Raw genomic sequence first — 20566 nt, 5'->3', positions numbered from 1 at the left:
CGGCTCACGCGCCCAGCCGGAGGCTGACCGTGGCGTACGAGTGCGGCGGGAGCTCGACCTCGAGGCCGCGCGCGTGCGTGCGGACGCCGTCGAAGTCGACCGGCGCGACGTTCTCCGGCTGACCGGGCACGTTGTGCGCGGCCGTGCTGTCGGCCGTGAGCAGGCGGGCCGACCAGCCCTCGACCGCCCTGCCGCGCAGGTCGAGGACGACCGTGCGCGGCTGGTCGGCGTCGAGGTTCGACAGGGACACGAGTGCCGCGCCGTCCTTGGTCGACGCCGACGCCGAGATCATCGGCAGGTCGCGCCCGTCGACCGCGCGGGTCTCGCCGTCGACGACATGCGCCTCGAGCGCCTGCGCGTCGTGGTGGCCGACGTTCATCGCGAACACGTGGAACGTGGGGGTCTTCACGAGCGCTCCGGTCTCGGGGTCGGTGAGGAGCATCGCCTGAAGCACGTTGACGGTCTGCGCGATGTTCGCCATGACCAGGCGGTCGGCGTGGCGGTGGAACGCGTCGAAGTGCACGCTCGCGACGAGCGCGTCGCGCAGGGTGTTCTGCTGGTAGAGGAACCCGGGGTTCGTGCCGGGCTCGACATCCCACCACGTGCCCCACTCGTCGAGGACGAGGCCCACGCGGCGGCGCGGATCGTGCCGGTCCATCACGGTGCTGTGCCGCGTGAGGAGCTGCTCGATGTGGAAGGCGCGGGAGAGCGCGAGGTACCACTCGTCCTCGTCGAACTCGGTCGCCGAGCCCTTGCTCTGCCACGAGCCCGACATCGTGTAGTAGTGCAGCGAGACCGCCTGATAGGGCGAGGATCCCTGGCCGTCGCAGCCGAGGCATCCGAGCGCCTTCATGAGGGTCTCGGTCCACTCGAGGTCGTCGGCGTTCGCGCCCGCCGCGATCCGGTACACCGTGTTGCCGCCGTGGTCGCGCACGTACGTCGCGTACTGGCGGGCGAGGTCCGCGTACGCCTCGGCGCGCATGTTGCCGCCGCAGCCCCAGGCCTCGTTGCCGATGCCGAAGAACGGCACCTTCCAGGGCTCGTCGCGGCCGTTCTCGCGGCGCAGCGCGGCCATGGGGGAGTCATCGGCCCGTGTGAGGTACTCGATCCACTCGCTCATCTCGCGCACGGTGCCCGAGCCGACGTTGCCGTTCACGTAGGCGTCGGCGCCGAGCATCTCGCAGAGCTGCATGAACTCGTGCGTTCCGAAGGAGTTGTCCTCGACGACGTTGCCCCAGTGGGAGTTGACCATGCGCGGGCGGCTCTCGCGCGGGCCGATGCCGTCGCGCCAGTGGTAGTCGTCGGCGAAGCAGCCGCCCGGCCAGCGCAGGTTCGGGATCGCGAGCTCGCGGAGCGCCTCGACGACGTCGAGGCGGATGCCGCCCTCGTTCGGGATGTCGGAGTCCTCGCCGACGAAGAAGCCGCCGTAGATGCACCGCCCCAGGTGCTCGGCGAAGTGCCCGTAGAGGTGGCGGCTGATCGTGGGGCCGGGGAGGTCGAGGTCGATGACGACGCGGGTGGAGGACATGGGAGCCTTTCCGGGTGAGAGAAGTGATGTAACGATACATCCGGACGGGCTCCGGGGGAAGAGCGGATTCGCATAGGGTCGATCCGAGCGGCGCGAGCGCGAAGGAGGCGGCCATGGCGACGATGAGCGACGTGGCGCGCGCGGCCGGGGTGTCGGTCATGACGGTGTCGAACGTGCTCAACGACCGCGGGCGGGTGAGCGCCGAGACACGGCTGCGGGTGCTCGAGAAGGTGCGGGAGATCGGGTACGAGATCGACCTCACGGCGCGGCGCCTGCGCGCGGGGCGCACCGACACGGTCGCGCTCATCGTGCCGCGCTTCGACCACGCGTACTTCGGCGACCTCGCGGCCGCGTTCGCCGAGGCGTTCGCCCTTCGGGGGCGCCACCTCGTCGTCGAGCAGAGCGGTGCGAGCGTCGAGGGCGAGCTGTCCGCCCTGTCGCTCGCGCGCCTGCGCATGTACGACGGCGTGATCCTGAGCCCTGTGGGGCTCGGCGCGCCCGACCTCGACCGCATCGCCATCCCCACGCCCATCGTCATGCTCGGCGAGCAGCAGGTGCCCGAGCGCTTCGACCACGTCACCATGGCGAACGCCGAGGGCGCGCGGATGGCGGTCGCCCACCTCATCGGGAGCGGCGCGCGGCGCGTCGCGATCGTCGGCGGCGCGCGCGCGTCGCGCGGCGTGACGATGTCGAGCCAGCGCACGGACGGATGGCGCGCGGCGCACGCGGACGCGGGGCTCGCCGCGGATCCCGAGCTCGTCTTGGAGGTGCGCGAGCCGGCCGTCGACGGCGCGCGCGACGCCATCGCGCGCGCGGTGCGGGACGGCCTCGGCGTCGACGCCGTCTTCGCGGTCACCGACCAGATCGCCTTCGGCGTGCTCGCGGGGCTCGCCGACGCGGGCGTCGCGGTGCCGGGGGACGTGCAGGTGATCGGGTTCGACGACGTCGGGATCAGCCGCCATGTCGCCGGCGGGCTGTCGACGGTCGATCCCGGCTCCCGCTGGATCGTCGAGCAGGCGGTCGAGACGCTCGAGGCGCGGATGGCGCGCGCGGACTTCGCGCCGCGGCACCTCGTGAGCCCCGCGCGCCTCGTGCTGAGGGCCACGACGAAGGCGTCGCCGTCGTCGAGGCGATAGCCTTGATGCCATGACGCACACGGGCAATCCCTTCGGACAGGTTCTCGTCGCGCTCGTCACGCCGATGACGGCGGACGGCGAAGTGGACTGGCCCGGCGTCGAGAAGCACATCGACGCGTGCATCGCCCAGGGCGCCGACGGGATCGTCGTCACGGGCACGACGGGGGAGACCTCGACCCTGACCGACGCCGAGAAGCTGCGCCTCGTCGAGGTCGGCAAGGACGTCTCGGCCGGGCGCGCGAAGATCATCACGGGCGGCGGCTCGAACGAGACCGCGCACGCGATCGACCTCTACCAGAAGAGCGAGAAGGCCGGCGCCGACGGCATCATGATCGTCACGCCGTACTACAACAAGCCGACGCAGGCGGGCGTCCTCACGCACTTCCGGCTCATCGCCGACTCGACCGACCTCCCGGTGATCCTCTACGACATCCCCGGGCGCACGGGCATCCCGATCCGCTACGAGACGATCCTGCGTCTCGCGAAGCACCCGAACATCCTCGCGGTCAAGGACGCCAAGGGCGACCTCAGCGAGGTGAGCCGCGTGCTCAACCAGACCGACCTCATGTACTTCTCGGGTGACGATGCCAACGTGCTCCCCGAGCTCGCGATCGGCGCCACGGGCCTCATCGGCGTGACCGCCAACGTGGCCTCGGGCCCGTACCGCACGATCGTCGACGCGGTGAACCGCGGCGACCTCGCCACGGCGACCGACCAGCACAAGCGCCTCGAGCCGCTCGTGCGCGCGCTCATGACGCACGTGCCCGGCACGGTCGCGACGAAGTACGTGCTGCACGGCCTCGGCCGGATCTCGAGCCCGCGCGTGCGCCTGCCGCTCGTCGGTCCCGAGGAATGGGAGGCCGCGCTCATCGAAGACGAGCTCGCGCTTGTCAAGGACGTCGACGGGGTCGACTTCTCGAACTTCCGCCCCGACCGCAACGCGGCCGCGGGCGGCGCGCTGCCGAAGGTGCCCGGCACCACCCGCTGATCTCCCGCGGCGGCACCGGTCGTCGCGACAACACCGAATACGACGAACCGGATGCCGCAGGGCATCCCGGAAGGCGGACGATGTCCACACAGGTTCTCGAGCCCGCAGATCTCACCCCGGGGACCCTTCGGGTGACGCCCCTGGGCGGTCTCGGCGAGGTCGGCCGCAACATGACCACGTACGAGATCGACGGCGAGATCCTCATCATCGACTGCGGCGTGCTCTTCCCCGAGGAGCACCAGCCGGGCGTCGACCTGATCCTGCCCGACATGGAGCCGCTGCGCGGACGTCTCGACGACGTCGTGGGCGTGGTGCTCACCCACGGGCACGAGGACCACATCGGCGCCGTCCCGTACCTCCTCAAGCAGCGCCCCGACATCCCGATCATCGGCTCCGCGCTCACGCTCGCGCTCACCGCAGCGAAGCTCAAGGAGCACCGGATCACCCCCGTCGCGCACGTCGTGAAGGAGGGCGAGACGTGGGAGGCCGGGCCGTTCGAGCTCGAGTTCGTCGCGGTGAACCACTCGATCCCGGACGCGCTCGCGGTCGCCGTGCGCACGGACGCCGGCCTCGTGCTCCACACGGGCGACTTCAAGATGGACCAGCTGCCGCTCGACGGCCGCATCACCGATCTGCGCGCCTTCGCGCGGCTCGGCGAGGAGGGCGTCGATCTCTTCCTGCCCGACTCGACCAATGCCGACGTGCCCGGCTTCACGCCGACCGAGCGGTCGATCGGGCCCGTGCTCGACCAGGTCATCTCGAAGACGCCGGGGCGCGTCATCGTCGCGAGCTTCTCGAGCCACGTGCACCGCGTGCAGCAGGTGCTCGATGCCGCGGCCGCGAACGGGCGGCGCGTCGCGCTGCTCGGCCGCAGCATGGTGCGCAACATGACGATCGCCGCCGACCTGGGATATCTCAACGTGCCCGACGGCGTGCTCATCGACTACAAGAAGGCACGCGATGTGCCCGACCACCAGATCGTCTACATGTCGACGGGGTCGCAGGGCGAGCCGATGGCCGTGCTGAGCCGCATGGCGAACCTCGACCACGAGATCGAGCCGGGGGAGGGCGACACGGTCATCCTCGCCTCGAGCCTCATCCCGGGCAACGAGAACGCCGTCTACCGCGTCATCGACGGGCTCACGAAGCTCGGCGCCAACGTCGTGCACAAGGCCAACGCGAAGGTGCACGTGTCGGGCCACGCCGCGGCCGGCGAGCTCATCTACTGCTACAACATCCTCAAGCCGCGCAACGTGCTGCCCGTCCACGGCGAGTACCGGCACCTGATGGCGAACGCCCGGCTCGCGCAGGACACGGGCATCGACGCCGAGCGCACCATCATCGGCTCGAACGGCACGGTCGTCGACCTCAAGGACGGCGAGGCGCGCGTCGTGGGCCAGCTCGACCTGGGCTTCGTCTACGTGGACGGCTCGAGCGTCGGCGCCATCACGGATGCCGACCTCAAGGACCGCCGGACGCTCGGCGAGGAGGGCTTCGTGTCGGTGATCGTCGTGGTCGACTCGCAGACCGGCAGGATCATCACGGGCCCCGAGATCCACGCGCGAGGCATCGCGGAGGAGGATCGGGTCTTCGACAAGGTCAAGCCGAAGATCGTCGCGGCCCTCGAGGAGGCCGCCCAGAAGGGCGTGCGCGACAACCACGCGCTCTCGCAGACGGTGCGTCGGACGATCGGCCGCTGGGTGAACCAGTCGCTGCGCCGCCGGCCGATGATCGTGCCGCTCGTCATCGAGGCCTGAGGGGGCGCGAGCGCCGTCGTGGACGCCGGATCGGCGCGGGATTCCGCGCCGATCCGCGTCGTTCCGGCCGGATGTCGGCCCGGCGACGTACCGTGGAGCAATGCCACGTACGTCCGCCGCGTCGAAGAGCCCGGGAACCAGAAGCACCCGCGGGGCCTCGAAGGATGAGGCCGTGGCCGCTCCGCGCCCGCGCAAGAAGGCCGATCCGGCTCCCAAGCGCTATGTCGACGAGGCCGAGCGGCAGCCCCTGCTCGTCCGGGGATGGAACGGCCTCGCTCGCGCGGTGGGCGGCCTCTTCCGCGCGTTCGGGCCCGAGGTCCTCGAGAAGGACCAGCGCCGCGACGGCTTCCCGCTCCTGCTCGTGCTGCTCGCGATCGCGGGTGCCGTCAACGAGTGGTTCTTCATCGGCAACGAGATCGCCGTTCAGATCAGCGCCTACTCGTTCGGCCTGCTGATCGGCCGCGCCGCCTTCATCTTCCCGATCCTCCTGCTCCTGCTGGCCGGCTGGTTCTTCCGCCATCCGTCCTCGGTGAACGACAACGGGCGCGTGGGGATCGGCTTCGGCATGCTCACCGTGACGATCGCGGGCTTCCTGCACGTGGCAGGCGGGCGCCCCAAGCCGGTCGAGGGCGTGCTCGCCCTGAGCGAGGCGGGCGGCGTCTTCGGGTGGCTCGTCGCCGAGGCCATGGCCTTCCTCATCACGGACGTCGGCGCATACGTCGTGCTGTCCCTGCTCGCCGTGCTCAGCGTGCTCATCCTCACCAAGACGCCGCCGAACCGCATCGGCCAGCGGCTCGGCGACCTCTACCTGTGGATGTTCGACGCCGAGCGCACCGCGCCGGAGAGCCGCGAGAAGCCCGCCAAGGGCGCGACGGCTCCGACGAAGGTGCTCGAGGGCGACGAGGCCGACGAGGGCAAGGACGCGGGCGTGCCGTGGTGGCGGCGGAACAAGTCCGGCCGCGAGGAGGACCCCGAGGTCGTCTCGGAGCCACAGGACCTCACCGAGCTGCTCACCGACCAGACCGATCGCGGCTACGACCAGGCGATCGTGACGTCGGCGCCGGCGGCCGACGACATCCGCACGGACGACCCGGACGACGCGGTGACGGAGGTGCTCACCTCCTCGGTGCTCGCCGGGCTGCGCGGCGACGGCGCCGAGCGGCGCACGGGCCTCGTCGGCGACGGAGACGACCTCGACGACGAGACCGACGATCTGCCGGGATTCACCGGCTTCGGGACCGACGGCCCCGGCGGCCGCGGGCCGCAGCCGCCCTCGCAGCCGTACGTGCTGCCGTCGCCGACCGCGCTCGCGTCGGGCCCTCCGGCCGTCGCGCGCTCCGAGGCCAACGACCGCGTGGTCGCCCAGATCACGAGCGTCTTCGAGCAGTTCAAGGTCGATGCGCAGGTCACCGGGTTCTCGCGCGGCCCGACCGTGACGCAGTACGAGATCGAGCTCGGGCCCGGCGTCAAGGTCGAGAAGATCACCCAGCTCTCGAACAACATCGCCTATGCCGTCGCGTCGAACGACGTGCGCATCCTCGCCCCGATCCCGGGCAAGAGCGCGATCGGCGTGGAGATCCCGAACGCCGACCGCGAGACGGTCGCGCTCGGCGACGTGCTCCGCTCTGCCGCGGCCCAGAAGTCGACGCATCCGCTCACGATCGGCGTCGGCAAGGACGTCGGCGGCGGCTTCGTCGTGGCGAACCTCGCGAAGATGCCCCACCTCCTGGTCGCGGGTTCGACGGGCTCCGGAAAGTCGAGCTTCGTGAACTCGATGATCACGAGCCTCCTCATGCGCGCCAAGCCGAGCGAGGTGCGCATGGTGCTGATCGACCCGAAGCGGGTCGAGCTCACGAACTACGCGGGCGTGCCGCACCTCATCACCCCGATCATCACGAACGCGAAGAAGGCCGCAGAGGCTCTCCAGTGGGTCGTGAAGGAGATGGACATGCGGTACGACGACCTCGCGTCGTTCGGATTCCGCCACATCGACGACTTCAACCGCGCGGTCGTCGCGGGCGAGGTCGACGTGCCGGCCGGCAGCGAGCGCGTGCTGAAGCCGTACCCCTACCTCCTCGTCGTCGTCGACGAGCTCGCCGACCTGATGATGGTGGCTCCCCGCGACGTCGAGGACTCGATCGTCCGCATCACGCAGCTCGCACGCGCGTCCGGCATCCATCTCGTCCTCGCCACGCAGCGGCCGTCGGTCGACGTCGTCACCGGCCTCATCAAGGCCAATGTGCCCTCGCGCCTCGCGTTCGCCGTGACGAGCGTCACCGACAGCCGCGTCATCCTCGACCAGCCGGGCGCCGACAAGCTCATCGGGCAGGGCGACGCGCTGTTCTCGCCCATGGGGTCGTCGAAGGCGCTCCGTGTGCAGGGCGCGTGGGTGACCGAGGAGGAGATCGAGAAGGTCGTCGCGCACGTCACGGGGCAGGCGCGGCCCGAGTACCGCGCGGATGTCGCGGAGGCGCTCGAGCCGAAGAAGAAGGAGGTCGACGAGGACATCGGAGACGACCTCGAGCTGCTCCTCGCCGCGGCCGAGCTCATCGTCACGAGCCAGTTCGGCTCGACGTCGATGCTCCAGCGCAAGCTGCGCGTGGGCTTCGCGAAGGCCGGCCGCCTCATGGACCTGCTCGAGTCGCGAGAGATCGTCGGACCGTCCGAGGGCTCGAAGGCCCGCGACGTGCTCGTCACGCCCGAGCAGCTGCCCGGCGTGCTCGCGAAGCTGCGCGGCGAGGAGCCGCCCGCTGCCGCTCCGGCGGCTCCCTCGCCCGAGGCGCCCTCGGTGCCCGACGCCGACGACCGCTATGCCGACGACCCCATCGAGGCGCAGTTCGCCGGCCGCGAGGTCGTCGACGAGAGCGAGTCCGAGGACGCCTGGGGTCTGACCGGGCGCGACGAGCCGCGCTACTGACGCCCGCGCCTGACAGACTGAGGCCATGAGCATCCCCCGCCAGCTCCCCAACGCGATCACGGTCGTGCGCATCCCGCTCGCGATCGTGTTCTTCGTGCTCCTGCTCATCGGGGGGCATCTCGGCGAGGGAAGCCTTCCCCTGCGGTGGACCGCGGCCATCCTCTTCATCGTCGCGATCTCGACCGACTGGGTCGACGGCTACCTCGCGCGCCGCTACGACATCGTGAGCGACTTCGGCAAGCTCTGGGATCCGATCGCCGACAAGCTGCTCACGGGCGCGGCCTTCGTCGGGCTCGCGATCCTCGGCGAGATGGCGTGGTGGATGGTCGTCGTCATCCTCGTCCGGGAGTGGGGGATCACGATCCACCGCTTCGTGGTCGTCCGGCAGCACGTCGTGGCCGCCGCCTGGATGGGCAAGGTCAAGACCGCGTTCCAGGGCGTGGCGCTCGGGTGGGCGCTCCTGCCGTTCTGGCTTCTCATCGGCGAGCCGGCGTTCGCGGTCATCACCCTCATCCTCATGTGGATCGTCGTCGTGCTCACCGTGGCGAGCGGCGTCGACTACGTGCTCGCGCAGATCCGCGGAGCGCGGGCGGACACCGGTGAGTGACGTGAAGCGCGAGACGTTCGCGGTCGCGAACGAGCTCCTGCGCCGGCTGTCGGCGCGCAACTGGAGCATCGCGACCGCGGAGTCGCTCACGGGCGGCCTGCTGTCGTCGGCGATCATCGAGGTGCCCGGCTCGTCGCAGCGGATGCGCGGCGGCGTGGTGGCCTACGACACCGCGATCAAGCACAGCGTGCTGGGCGTCGACGCGGCCCTCCTCGAGGAGCACGGCGCCGTGCACCCGGACGTCGCGCGCGAAATGGCGGCCGGAGCGCGGCGCACGCTCGCGCTGGCCGACGAGGACACCATGGTGGGGCTGTCGACGACGGGGATCGCCGGCCCGGCGTCGCCGGACGGGCAGCCGGTCGGGACCGTGCACGTCGCGGTCGCCACGCCCGAGCGCGTCGTCGTGGCCTCGCACCTGTTCGACGGCGACCGGGCGGAGATCCGGGCGAGCGCCGTGCTCGCGGCCCTCGATCTCGCGGTCGCAGAGATCTGAGGGCGGGCACTGGGCGGATTCTCGGCATGAGCGGCGCCCCGCCCCGTGTCAAGCGGGATTAAATTGGTCTCATCGGTGTTGTACTCTGATGCATCCGTCGGATGGTGGAGTGAGGAGGGGATAGTCATGATCCTGGTTCGTCAAGAGATCGGCGACGTTCTGCGCGGCTTCCGCCAGCAGAAGGGCCAGACCCTCCGTCAGGTCGCGAGCAAGGCGAGCGTCGCGCTCGGATACCTGAGCGAGGTCGAGCGGGGCCAGAAGGAGGCCTCGAGCGAGATCCTCGCCTCGGTCGCCGAGGCGCTCGACGTGCCCATCTCCACGATCTACCGGACGGTGGGCGATCGCATCGCGGTGCTCGAGGGACTCGACGTGCAGGCGTTCCCCGACGTCGTGCCCGACGACCTCATCGCCGAGGTCGAGCCCGAGCTGTCCTTCCGCTGACCGCGCATGCGCCGCAGCGAGTTCCTGCGCGCCGTCGACGCCGAGTTCGGCGGTCGCGCGGCCTCGCTCGTGCACGACCTGGTGCTCACGGGCATCGGGCGCACCGCCCAGGAGGCGCTCGAGGCCGGCGTGCCTCCGCGCGACATCTGGGAGGCGCTGTGCATCGAGACGGACGTCCCTCCCGCACGCCGGCACGGAGCCGGCCGGCTCGAGCCGCGACGCTGAGCCCGCGCCCGCCGTTCGATTCTCGGATCGCGTTCATCGGCGTGTCATCGAAGGTGCGTTCGAAGAGAGCGTAGTCTCGTGCACAACGTGGTTCCGGGACGATATCCCTCCACAGATGCGGCGGTCCGGCGGCGATGTCGGTGGTCCTCCGTAGCGTGGGAGTCGGCATCAGCGCCACGCGCCTTGTCGCAGTCCTCGGCCATCCGGTCGGAGCGCGACAGCCTACAGGCGGCGGTTCACGAGTGGAGAAGGAACAGGAAATGCCCGCACCAGCAGACCGCGAGAAGGCCCTCGAGTCGGCCCTCGCACAGATCGACAAGCAGTTCGGCAAGGGCTCGGTCATGCGACTGGGCAGCGACGAGCGCGCGCCCGTCGAAGTCATCCCCACGGGGTCGATCGCGCTCGATGTCGCGCTCGGCGTGGGCGGGATCCCGCGTGGCCGCATCATCGAGATCTACGGCCCCGAGTCCTCGGGAAAGACGACGCTCACGCTCCACGCGATCGCCAACGTGCAGCGCGCGGGTGGCATCGCCGCGTTCATCGACGCCGAGCACGCGCTCGACCCCGAGTACGCGCAGAAGCTCGGCGTCGACATCGACCAGCTCCTCGTGTCGCAGCCCGACACCGGAGAGCAGGCGCTCGAGATCGCCGACATGCTCATCCGGTCGGGCGCGATCGACCTCGTCGTCATCGACTCGGTCGCCGCGCTCGTTCCGCGCGCCGAGATCGAGGGCGAGATGGGCGACTCGCACGTCGGCCTCCAGGCCCGCCTCATGTCGCAGGCGCTCCGCAAGCTCACGGGCGGCCTGAACCAGACGAAGACCACGGCGATCTTCATCAACCAGCTGCGCGAGAAGATCGGCGTGTTCTTCGGGTCTCCCGAGACCACCGCGGGTGGAAAGGCGCTCAAGTTCTACGCGTCCGTCCGCATGGACATCCGCCGCATCGAGACCCTCAAGGACGGCGCCGAGGCGGTCGGCAACCGCACGCGCGTCAAGGTCGTCAAGAACAAGATGGCTCCGCCGTTCAAGCAGGCCGAGTTCGACATCCTCTACGGTGTCGGCATCTCGCGCGAGGGCAGCCTCATCGACTTCGGCGTCGAGCACGGGATCGTGAAGAAGTCCGGCTCCTGGTACACCTACGACGGCGACCAGCTCGGGCAGGGCAAGGAGAACGCGCGCAACTTCCTCATCCAGAACACCGACATCGCACTCGAGATCGAGAACAAGATCAAGGACAAGCTCGGCATCGGCCAGCGCGGCGTCGCGGCCTCGGCAGAGTCCGCGCCCGCGGCGGTCGAGCCGGTCCGCCGCACGGCGTGAGGCGCGCATGAGCGACGTGGCCGACGGGGGCGAGGGCGACCTCGCCCCCGTGATCCCGCTCTTCGGTGGGAGGGGGCCGGTGGCACCCTCTCACCCCACGCGCCGCACGCGCCCATCCGATGACGCCGACCGCGGGGCGGCCGGCGTCGCGGATCCCGCGAGGTCGGCGCATCCGGCCGGGAGGGCGAGCCGGCACGCGGCGGACGGCGCCATCCCCGGCGATGCCATCCCGAGCGGCGTCGCGTCGATGAGCGGCGACGACGCGGATGACGCCCGAGCGTCCGACGAGGCGTCCGGCGAACGCTGGCACACGACCTGGCGGGATCTCGGGGCCGGCGAGCGGCGCATCGCTCCCGTCCCGGCCGTCACGACGACCGTGCGCGACGGCGTGCGGTTCGTGGAGGTCGCTCCTGCCGTCGACCCCGCTGGTTCCGAGGACGAGCGGGGGCCATCGGAGGTCGCCGACGCTGCGGAGGCTCGGCTGCTGAAGGCGCTGCGTTCGCGCTCGCTCTCCGTGAGCGAGGCGCGCATGCGGCTGCGGAAGGACGAGGTCGACGCGGGCCTGGTCGACGAGATCATCGACCGGCTGGAGCGGCTCGGCGCACTCGATGACGCCGCCCTCGCGGAGCAGCTCGTCCACGCCGGCACGACGCGCAAGAACCAGGGGCGCCGCGCGATCGCGCAGGCGCTGTCGTCCCGCGGCATCCCGCGCGACGTGATCGACGCCGCGCTCGACGACCTGCCCGACGACGACGAGGAGCGCGCCCTCGAGTTCGCACGCGGGAAGGCGCGGAGCCTCGTGCGCTATGACGACGACACCGCTCTCCGGCGGCTCGTCGGCCAGCTCGCGCGGCGGGGGTTCGGCGGCTCGCTCGCGATGACCGCGGCGCGTCGCGCACTCGACGAGGCACGCGGCGGCGGTCACAGCGTGCGGTTCCGCTGAGCGATCCCTCGGCGCGCCCGCGGGGAGCGGAACGTAGAATGTCCTGGTCATGACTACGCCATCCAGCGCCCCCACGCTCATCGAGCCCTCGCCCGCAGCCTTCGACGCACAGGGACGCGCTCGCTCGTACGAGGTCCGCACCTTCGGGTGCCAGATGAACGTGCACGACTCCGAGCGCCTCTCCGGCTCGCTCGAGAGCGCCGGCTACGTCAAGGCGGCGCCCGGCGAGGAGGCCGATCTCGTCGTCATCAACACGTGCGCGGTCCGCGAGAACGCGTCGGGCAAGCTCTACGGCACGCTCGGTCATCTCAAGTCCCGCAAGGACGCCCACGCGGGCATGCAGATCGCCGTCGGCGGCTGCCTCGCCCAGATGGACAAGGAAGCCGTTCTCGAGCGCGCGCCCTGGGTGGACGTCGTCTTCGGAACCCACAACATGGGCTCGCTGCCTGAGCTCCTCGAGCGGTCGCGCCACAACGGCGAGGCCGAGGTCGAGATCCTCGAGTCCCTCGAGGTGTTCCCGTCGACCCTCCCGACGAAGCGCGACTCGACCTACTCGGGATGGGTCTCGATCTCCGTCGGGTGCAACAACACCTGCACGTTCTGCATCGTCCCCAGCCTTCGCGGCAAGGAGAAGGACCGTCGGCCCGGCGACATCCTCAGCGAGATCCGCCTGCTCGTCGACGACGGCGCGATCGAGGTCACCCTGCTCGGCCAGAACGTGAACACCTACGGCGTCGAGTTCGGCGATCGCGAGGCATTCGGGAAGCTGCTCCGCGCCGCCGGCGAGATCGACGGCCTCGAGCGCATCCGCTTCACGAGCCCGCACCCTGCGGCCTTCACCGACGACGTCATCGCGGCGATGGCCGAGACCCCCGCGGTCATGCCGCAGCTGCACATGCCGCTGCAGTCGGGCAGCGACAGCATCCTCAAGGCGATGCGCCGGTCCTACCGCAGCGCCAAGTTCCTCGGGATCCTCGATCGTGTCCGCGAGCGCATCCCGCACGCCGCGATCTCGACCGACATCATCGTCGGCTTCCCGGGTGAGACGGACGCCGACTTCGAGGACACGCTGCGCGTCGTCGAGGAGGCGCGGTTCGCGAACGCGTTCACGTTCCAGTACTCGATCCGCGAGGGCACGCCGGCGGCGACCATGCCGAACCAGGTTCCGAAGGAGGTCGTGCAGGAGCGCTACGACCGCCTCATCGCCCTTCAGGAGCGCATCTCGCTCGAGGAGAACCACAAGCAGCTCGGTCGGTCGGTCGAGGTGCTCGTGTCGACCGGCGAGGGGAAGAAGGACGCCGCGACCCACCGCCTCACGGGCCGCGCGGAGGACAACCGGCTCGTGCACTTCGAGCTGCCGGACGGTTCGGAGCGCCCGCGCCCCGGCGACGTCGTGACCGTCGAGATCACGCACGCCGCGCCCTTCCACCTCCTCGCGGACAGCCCCGACGGCGCGCCGCTGCGCATCCGGCGCACGCGCGCGGGCGACGCATGGGATCGCTCGCAGGCGGAGTCGTGCGCGGTGCCCGCGGCACCCGGCGCGAGCGCCTCGGGCGCCGTGCGGCTCGGCCTGCCCACCATCCGCGTCGGCGTGTGACGCTCGCGGATTCGCCGCGGCTCTGGGCCGTCGTCGGAGCGACGGGAACGGGCAAGAGCGACCTCTCGCTCGACATCGCCGAGGCCGTCGCCGCGGAGGGTCGGCACGCCGAGATCGTGAACGCCGACGCCATGCAGCTCTACCGCGGCATGGACATCGGCACGGCCAAGCTCCCCGTGGCCGAGCGCCGCGGCATCCCGCATCACCTCCTCGACGTCCTGGAGGTGACCGAGGAGGCCGCTGTCGCGCGCTACCAGGTCGACGCGCGCGCGGCGATCGACGCCGCGCTCGCCCGCGGGCACGATGCGATCCTCGTCGGCGGATCGGGGCTCTACGTCTCGAGCGTGCTCTTCGACTTCCGCTTCCCGCCGCGCGACGCGGCTCTGCGTGCGCGCCTCGAGGCCGAGCTCGAGACCTCGGGGCCCGGCGCGCTCTACGCGCGTCTGCAGCACGAGGACCCGCAGACCGCCGCCCGCGTCGACCCGCGCAACGGCCGCCGCATCGTGCGCGCCCTCGAGGTCCTCGCGCAGGGCGCGTCCACGCACGGCGCCGCTCTCCCGGAGGCGCCCGAGCTGTGGCGTCCTGCGACGATCCTCGGTCTCCACCTCGAGCGGGCGGCCCTCGTCGAGCGTCTCGACCGGCGCGTCGAGCGGATGTGGGACGAGGGTCTCGTGGGGGAGGTCGAGCACCTCCGCACGCAGGGTCTCGAGCAGGGGGCGACGGCGCGGCGCGCGATCGGCTACGCCCAGGCGCTCGCGCAGCTGGACGGCACCCTCTCCGAGGAGGACGCGATCGCCGAGACGCAGGCGCTCACGCGCCGCTACGCACGACGGCAGGTCTCGTGGTTCCGGCGGTACCCGGAGGTGCGCTGGTTCGAAGCGGGTGCTGTCCCGCTCGTCGACGCCCTGCGCTGAGTCCGCCCGACGTCCCCGTGCCCCGGCCGCCGCCATCCTGCGGCCATAGACTGGGGGGATGACGGAGATCCAGTTCACCAAGGGACACGGCACGGGCAACGACTTCGTCATCGTCGCCGACCCGGAAGGCGAGCTGGACCTCACCGACGACCAGATCGCGGCGCTGTGCGACCGGCGCTTCGGCATCGGCGCGGACGGCCTGCTGCGCGTGGTGCGCTCGGCGGCGCTCCCGGAAGGCGCCGCGTCGCTCGCGGAGGAACCGGCCGCCGAGTGGTTCATGGACTACCGCAACGCCGACGGCTCGAAGGCCGAGATGTGCGGCAACGGCACGCGCGTGTTCGCGCGCTATCTGCTCGACGCCGGCCTCGCCGACCTGCCGGCGGGCTCGACGCTGCCGATCGGCACTCGCGCGGGCGTCAAGGACATCACACGCAGCGAGACGGGCTTCCAGGTCGACCTCGGGCGATGGCGCGCCGAGCCGGGGGACCCGCTCGTGCGCGCGCGGGGCCTCAGCGTCGCACGGCCGGGCCTCGGGATCGACGTCGGCAACCCCCACGTCGTGGTGGCGCTCGCCTCCGAGGAGGAGCTCGCCGGCCTGGATCTCACGGTGCAGCCGATCATCGACCCGGTGCCGCCCCACGGAGCGAACATCGAGTTCGTCGTCCCGCAGGGCGTGAAGGACGGCATCGGACGCATCCGCATGCGCGTGTTCGAGCGCGGCGTGGGGGAGACCCTCTCCTGCGGAACGGGGACGGCGGCCGCGGCCCTCGCGGTCCGCGACTGGGCGGGCGCCGACGCCCCTGACTTCTGGCGGGTCGACGTGCCCGGCGGAACGCTTGGGGTGCGGATGTTCCCGACCGAGGAGGGCGAGCACGTCGCGCTCTCGGGACCGGCGACCCTCGTGTTCTCGGGGACCGTCGCGCTCGCCTGATCAGGCGAAGGCGAGCGTCGTCGCGAGCGCCGCCATGATCACCGCGATCGCTCCGTCGAGGATGCGCCACGAGCGCGGGGAGCGCAGCCAGCGCGCCGCGACGCGCGCCATCGCCGTGAGGAAGGCGAACCAGACGGCGCTGCCCAGCACCGCGCCGAGGCCGAAGAGCCAACGGGCGTCGCCGTAGCTCGCGGAGATCGAGCCCAGCAGCAGCACGGTGTCGAGATACGTGTGCGGGTTGAGCCACGTGATCGCGAGGCACGCGAGGACGGCCGGCAGGAGCGCCGTGGTCGCCGTGCGCGGACGGACGATCGTCGCCGTGCTCGTGCGCGGTGCCGCCGAGGACTCCGGCTCGCGGTCGACGCCCGGCTCCTCGGCGACCGCGAGGGTCTCGCCCGTCGGCCGGAGGGCGCGCCACCCCGCCGCGAGAGCGTATCCCGCGAGGAACACGACGCCCGCCCACTTGACGGCGTCGAAGAGCCAGGGCAGGTGCTCCACGACCACGCCGAATCCGGCGACGCCCGCCGCGACGAGCGCGACGTCGCTGAGGAAGCAGGTCACCGCGAGTGCGACCGCGTGCTGGCGGCGGATGCCCATCTTGAGGAGGAAGACGTTCTGCGCACCGGGTGCCACGATGAGCGAGAGGCAGAGGCCGAAGCCGGCGAGCAGGGCGCTGAACATGCTCTCGACGCTACGCGCCCGCCGCGAGAAGTGAAAAGCGGATCTAACGATTCTCACGCTCGTTAAGCTCTGCTTATGCAGATCTCGCCCGAACTCGCCGGCACTGTCTCCGCGATCGTCGATGAGGGGAGCCTCGAGGGCGCCGCTCGCGCGCTGCGGATCACTCCGTCGGCGGTCAGCCAGCGGCTGCGGTCGCTCGAGGCGCAGCTCGGGCGCGTGCTCATCGTCCGCTCCAAGCCCGCCCGCGCCACGGAGGCGGGCGCGGTCGTCGTGCGCCTCGCGCGGCAGTACGGCCTGCTTGCGCACGATGCGAGCGTCGCGCTCGGACTCGAGGGGCCCGGACGGATGAGCGTGCCGATCGCGGTGAACGCCGACTCGCTCGCGACGTGGCTGCTGCCGGGGCTGGAGCCGGTGACGCGCACGCACGACGTCGCCTTCGAGCTGCGCCGCGAGGACGAGGACCGCACGGCCGCGCTGCTCGAGGCCGGAACCGTCATGGCCGCGGTCACGTCGCAGCGCGAGCCGATCGCGGGGTGCACGGTCACCGCCCTGGGCGACACGATCTACGACGCCGTCGCGACGCCGGGCTACGTCGCTCGGTGGCTCCCCGACGGCGTCACGGCGAGCGCACTCGCGCGCGCGCCGCTGATCGACTTCGACCGCGCCGACGACGTGCAGTCGGCCTGGCTGCGCGAGCGCGGCGTCGACCCGTCGCGGCCGCCCCGCCACTACGTCCCGGCATCCGAGGACTACGCCGCCGCCGTGCGGCTCGGCTTCGGTTGGGGGATGCTCCCTCCGCTGCAGGCGAAGCCGGGCATCGAGACGGGACTGCTCGTGAAGCTGGGCGAGCCGCGGCTGCGCGTCCCGCTCTACTGGCAGCAGTGGAACCTGCGGTCGCCGCTGCTCACGGCCATCCGCGAGGCGGTCGTCACGGCCGCGCGCGCCGCGCTGCCGCCTGAGCGCGGCTAGGCGATCTCGACGGCTCCGGTCGCCGGGCTGCCGTGTCGGCGCACCTTGAGCACGCGGAAGCCCTTGGCCGTCGCGTGGCGGTGGACGCTGAAACGGTCGTCGAGAGCGGCGTCGAGCCAGCGGTGCAGGGAGTCGGAGCCCAGGTTGCGCTGCACGACGAGGTAGGCATCGCTGCGCTCGGCGAGTCGGGGGAGCCACGTCTCCATGAGCTCGTGCAGCACGGCCTTGCCGACCCGGATGGGCGGGTTCGACCAGATCGTGCGGAACGAGATCCCGTCGGGAACATCCTCGGGCAGCACGGCGTTGACATTGTCGAGGCCGAGCTCATCGGCATTGCGACGGACGAGATCGAGCGCGCGCTCGTTGACGTCGACCGCCCAGATCCGAGCGCGCGGAGAGAGCATGGCCAGCGACAGGGAGATCGGGCCCCAGCCAGCGCCGAGGTCGAGGAAGTCGCCGCCGGCGGGAGGCTCAGGGGTGTTCGACAGCAGCACGCGGGTGCCGCTGTCGACGTGATCCGGGCTGAAGACCCCGCCCGCGGTCGTCACCTCGACGTCGCGGTCGGCGAGGGACACGCGGATGCGACGGAGCTGCTCGGGGGCGGAGGGATGCGCGCTGAAGTAGTGGTCCCCCATGATCCTCGAGATTACCGGAGGCATCCGGGTCGCACGCAACACCCTCGTTCCCGCAACCGCCTGTCCCGCGATCCCCGCGCGCGGTATCCTGTAGGGCTCATCGCCCCCGGACGCACGCCGGCCAGGGCCCGCGGAGCGCACACCACCACGAAAGGCACCCTTTGACCGACACCTTCCATCCCGACGTGCAGACCGATCCGACGACGGACCCGGTCGATCGCGTGCTCTCGCACGCGGAGGCGCGCTCGGGCGTCCGCATCTTCGGAGCAGCGCAGGCGCTGCAGGATGCGGGAACCGCGGCCGGGTCGACGACCGACGGCGACCAGTGGGACCTCGAGGCGCGCCACGCGCTCCGACGCGTCGCCGGTCTGTCCACCGAGCTCGAGGACGTCACGGAGGTCGAGTACCGCCAGCTGCGTCTCGAGAACGTCGTCCTCGTGGGCGTGTACGCGCAGGGCTCGCTCGTCGACGCCGAGAACTCCCTGCGGGAGCTCGCCGCGCTCGCCGAGACGGCGGGCTCGACCGTGCTCGACGGCGTCCTGCAGCGCCGCCCGCATCCCGACCCCGCGACTTACATCGGGCGCGGCAAGGCGGAAGAGCTCAAGGACATCGTGATGTCCGCCGGCGCCGACACCGTGATCGCCGACGCCGAGCTCGCCCCGAGCCAGCGGCGTGCGCTCGAGGACGTCATCAAGGTCAAGGTGATCGACCGGACCGCCGTCATCCTCGACATCTTCGCCCAGCACGCGAAGACCCGAGAGGGCAAGGCCCAGGTCGAGCTCGCTCAGCTCGAGTACCTCCTGCCGCGTCTGCGCGGCTGGGGCGAGTCGATGAGCCGCCAGGCGGGCGGACAGGTCGGCGCGGGCGGAGCGGGCATGGGCTCGCGCGGACCGGGTGAGACGAAGATCGAGCTCGATCGCCGCCGCATCCGCACTCGCATGGCGCAGCTGCGCAAGCAGATCAGGGATTTCGCGCCCGCGCGCGACGCCAAGCGCTCCGAGCGCAAGCGGCACACCGTCCCGTCGGTCGCGATCGCCGGCTACACCAACGCGGGCAAGTCGTCGCTGCTGAACCGCCTCACGAGCGCGGGGGTGCTCGTCGAGAACGCGCTCTTCGCGACGCTCGACGCGACCGTGCGGCGCACCGAGACATCCGACGGGCGCGTGTTCACGTTCGCCGACACGGTCGGGTTCGTGCGCAACCTGCCGCACCAGCTCGTCGAGGCGTTCCGCTCGACGCTCGAGGAGGTCGCCGACGCCGACGTCATCGTGCACGTCGTCGACGCGCACCACCCGGATCCGGCCGGCCAGATCGCGACCGTCCGCGACGTGATGGCGGATGTCGGCGCGCGCGACATCCGCGAGATCATCGTGTTCAACAAGGCCGATCTCATCGATGAGGACGCGCGGCTCGTGCTGCGCGGCCTCGAGCCCGACGCCGTGTTCGTCTCGTCCCGCACGGGCGAGGGCATCGAGGAGCTCCGCGCCGTCGTGGAGGCGGCGCTCCCCGTTCCCGCCGTGGAGGTGCGCGCCCTCGTTCCCTACGACCGCGGCGATCTCATCTCGGCCATCCACGAGACCGGCCTCTTCCTCGAGCAGGAGCACGAGTCCGGGGGCACGCGAGTCCATGCGCGCGTGTCGCCGCGTCTCGCCGCCGAGCTCGAGCGCTTCTCGAGCGCGGGGTGAGCGCGGGGTCCGCCTCGCTCAGCCGAGCGCGGCGGACCCCAGCCACACGTGGGCGGTGATCGCGAGCGCCTGCGCCCAGCTCACCATGCTCCCGACGAGGAAGTACTCCGCCTGCGTGCCGCGCTCGCGGTCGCGGGAGATCTCGGGGAAGCGCACGATTCCCTTGGCCGCGATGAGCGCGGCGACGACCGGGTAGGCGTGCGCGAGCAGGAGGCCGCCGACGACGATCCGCTCGAGCGGTCCGATGAGGCGTCCGCCGCGGAGCGTGTGCACGTCCTGCAGGTCGGGCGCCGCGGTGTCGCGCTCGCCGCGCTGGCCGAAGAGGCGCCGCCGCCGCGACGGGGCGACGTCGCCGTCCGCGGGGACGTCCTCCGTGCGCAGCGCGGTGCGGACGACCCGGTTCGCCGACTCGAGCAGGAACAGGGCGCCGCCGGCCGCGAGGAGGACGAGCGACAGGGGAAGGCCCTCGCCCTGCCCCCACTCGACGCGGATGGCGACCGCGGGCGGCGGGATGACGATCGCCGTCAGGGCGATGCCGCCCAGGAGCACGACCGGGAGGAAGCCGAGCGGAGAGTCGTCGGCGCGCATGGTCGCGAGCCAGCCGAGCGCGGCGACGACCGGGGCCAGCGCCAGGACGAGCGAAGCGAGCGGATCGGCGCCGAGCGCCGCGCCGGCGAGCGCGCAGACGACGAGCACGGCAGACACGCCCGCCGTGCGCAGGCGCGCGCCCGGCGCTGCCGCGCGGATGAGGTCGGCGCCGCCGATCGCGGCGAGCACGAGCGCTGTCAGTTCCATCG

At 71.5% G+C, this 20566-nt stretch carries 19 protein-coding genes; 15 read left to right on the top strand and 4 right to left on the bottom strand.

Features of this window, described 5'->3' with window-relative positions; all coding sequences use genetic code 11:
* Positions 1–4: 4 nt before the first annotated feature.
* Positions 5–1528, bottom strand: a complete 1524-nt coding sequence (locus GC092_RS11110; protein WP_324011954.1) for an alpha-N-arabinofuranosidase — start codon at positions 1526–1528, stop codon at positions 5–7.
* A 113-nt stretch (positions 1529–1641) separates the two neighbouring features.
* On the opposite strand from GC092_RS11110, the gene GC092_RS11105 reads away from it, so the two are divergent.
* The 13 genes from GC092_RS11105 to dapF all read left to right on the top strand — a co-directional run bounded on the left by GC092_RS11105 (position 1642) and on the right by dapF (position 15799).
* Positions 1642–2664, top strand: coding sequence for a LacI family DNA-binding transcriptional regulator (locus GC092_RS11105; RefSeq protein ID WP_324011953.1), 1023 nt, complete (start codon positions 1642–1644; stop codon positions 2662–2664).
* A 10-nt stretch (positions 2665–2674) separates the two neighbouring features.
* Positions 2675–3652: a 4-hydroxy-tetrahydrodipicolinate synthase gene (gene dapA, locus GC092_RS11100; protein WP_282980002.1), complete on the top strand. Its 978-nt coding sequence runs from the start codon at positions 2675–2677 to the stop codon at positions 3650–3652.
* 80 nt (positions 3653–3732) lie between these two features.
* The gene (locus GC092_RS11095) at positions 3733–5409 is read left to right on the top strand and encodes a ribonuclease J (RefSeq protein WP_271174241.1); all 1677 of its coding nucleotides are present in this window, start codon (positions 3733–3735) and stop codon (positions 5407–5409) included.
* Positions 5410–5509: 100 nt separating this feature from the next.
* Positions 5510–8326, top strand: a complete 2817-nt coding sequence (locus GC092_RS11090; RefSeq protein WP_324011951.1) for a DNA translocase FtsK — start codon at positions 5510–5512, stop codon at positions 8324–8326.
* 25 nt (positions 8327–8351) lie between these two features.
* Positions 8352–8933 carry a CDP-diacylglycerol--glycerol-3-phosphate 3-phosphatidyltransferase gene (gene pgsA, locus GC092_RS11085; protein WP_324011950.1) on the top strand — a complete coding sequence of 194 codons (582 nt, stop codon included), beginning with the start codon at positions 8352–8354 and terminating at the stop codon, positions 8931–8933.
* A complete protein-coding gene (locus GC092_RS11080) occupies positions 8926–9426 on the top strand; it encodes a CinA family protein (protein WP_309299976.1) in 501 nt (166 codons plus the stop codon). Before pgsA ends, GC092_RS11080 begins: the two co-directional genes overlap by 8 nt.
* 126 nt (positions 9427–9552) lie before the next feature.
* Positions 9553–9867: a helix-turn-helix domain-containing protein gene (locus GC092_RS11075; RefSeq protein ID WP_271174244.1), complete on the top strand. Its 315-nt coding sequence runs from the start codon at positions 9553–9555 to the stop codon at positions 9865–9867.
* Between the two features lie 6 nt (positions 9868–9873).
* Positions 9874–10092: a DUF3046 domain-containing protein gene (locus GC092_RS11070; RefSeq protein ID WP_324011949.1), complete on the top strand. Its 219-nt coding sequence runs from the start codon at positions 9874–9876 to the stop codon at positions 10090–10092.
* A gap of 260 nt (positions 10093–10352) precedes the next feature.
* Positions 10353–11414, top strand: coding sequence for a recombinase RecA (gene recA, locus GC092_RS11065; protein ID WP_271174246.1), 1062 nt, complete (start codon positions 10353–10355; stop codon positions 11412–11414).
* A gap of 7 nt (positions 11415–11421) precedes the next feature.
* On the top strand, positions 11422–12357 hold the full coding sequence (locus tag GC092_RS11060) for a regulatory protein RecX (RefSeq protein ID WP_324011948.1): 936 nt from the start codon (positions 11422–11424) through the stop codon (positions 12355–12357).
* A gap of 49 nt (positions 12358–12406) precedes the next feature.
* The gene (gene miaB / locus GC092_RS11055) at positions 12407–13954 is read left to right on the top strand and encodes a tRNA (N6-isopentenyl adenosine(37)-C2)-methylthiotransferase MiaB (protein WP_324011947.1); all 1548 of its coding nucleotides are present in this window, start codon (positions 12407–12409) and stop codon (positions 13952–13954) included.
* Entirely contained in the window at positions 13951–14868 is a 918-nt protein-coding gene (miaA, locus tag GC092_RS11050) for a tRNA (adenosine(37)-N6)-dimethylallyltransferase MiaA (RefSeq protein ID WP_324011946.1), read from the top strand. The genes miaB and miaA overlap by 4 nt, the downstream gene beginning before the upstream one ends.
* A gap of 58 nt (positions 14869–14926) precedes the next feature.
* Positions 14927–15799, top strand: a complete 873-nt coding sequence (dapF, locus tag GC092_RS11045; RefSeq protein WP_282980016.1) for a diaminopimelate epimerase — start codon at positions 14927–14929, stop codon at positions 15797–15799.
* Here the strand turns inward: dapF and GC092_RS11040 are convergent, their stop codons facing one another.
* Positions 15800–16480, bottom strand: coding sequence for a LysE/ArgO family amino acid transporter (locus GC092_RS11040; protein WP_324011945.1), 681 nt, complete (start codon positions 16478–16480; stop codon positions 15800–15802). It lies immediately after the preceding gene.
* A 75-nt stretch (positions 16481–16555) separates the two neighbouring features.
* Here GC092_RS11040 and GC092_RS11035 point away from each other — a divergent pair, with 75 nt between their 5' ends.
* The gene (locus tag GC092_RS11035) at positions 16556–17449 is read left to right on the top strand and encodes a LysR family transcriptional regulator ArgP (protein ID WP_282980019.1); all 894 of its coding nucleotides are present in this window, start codon (positions 16556–16558) and stop codon (positions 17447–17449) included.
* Here GC092_RS11035 and GC092_RS11030 read toward each other — a convergent pair.
* Positions 17446–18084, bottom strand: coding sequence for a class I SAM-dependent methyltransferase (locus GC092_RS11030; RefSeq protein ID WP_271174253.1), 639 nt, complete (start codon positions 18082–18084; stop codon positions 17446–17448). The genes GC092_RS11035 and GC092_RS11030 overlap by 4 nt on opposite strands.
* Positions 18085–18245: 161 nt before the next feature.
* On the opposite strand from GC092_RS11030, the gene hflX reads away from it, so the two are divergent.
* Complete coding sequence (gene hflX / locus GC092_RS11025) at positions 18246–19769, top strand: GTPase HflX (RefSeq protein ID WP_271174254.1); 1524 nt, start codon at positions 18246–18248, stop codon at positions 19767–19769.
* Positions 19770–19787: 18 nt separating this feature from the next.
* On the opposite strand, the gene GC092_RS11020 is transcribed toward hflX, so the two are convergent.
* Entirely contained in the window at positions 19788–20564 is a 777-nt protein-coding gene (locus tag GC092_RS11020) for a hypothetical protein (protein ID WP_324011943.1), read from the bottom strand.
* Between the last annotated feature and the right edge of the window lie 2 nt (positions 20565–20566).

It is taken from the genome of Microbacterium sp. JZ37 (assembly GCF_035188445.1).
GTDB lineage: Bacteria > Actinomycetota > Actinomycetes > Actinomycetales > Microbacteriaceae > Microbacterium > Microbacterium barkeri.
Note: the sequence above shows the minus strand (reverse complement) of the source record. Positions and strands in the feature narration are given on the sequence as shown.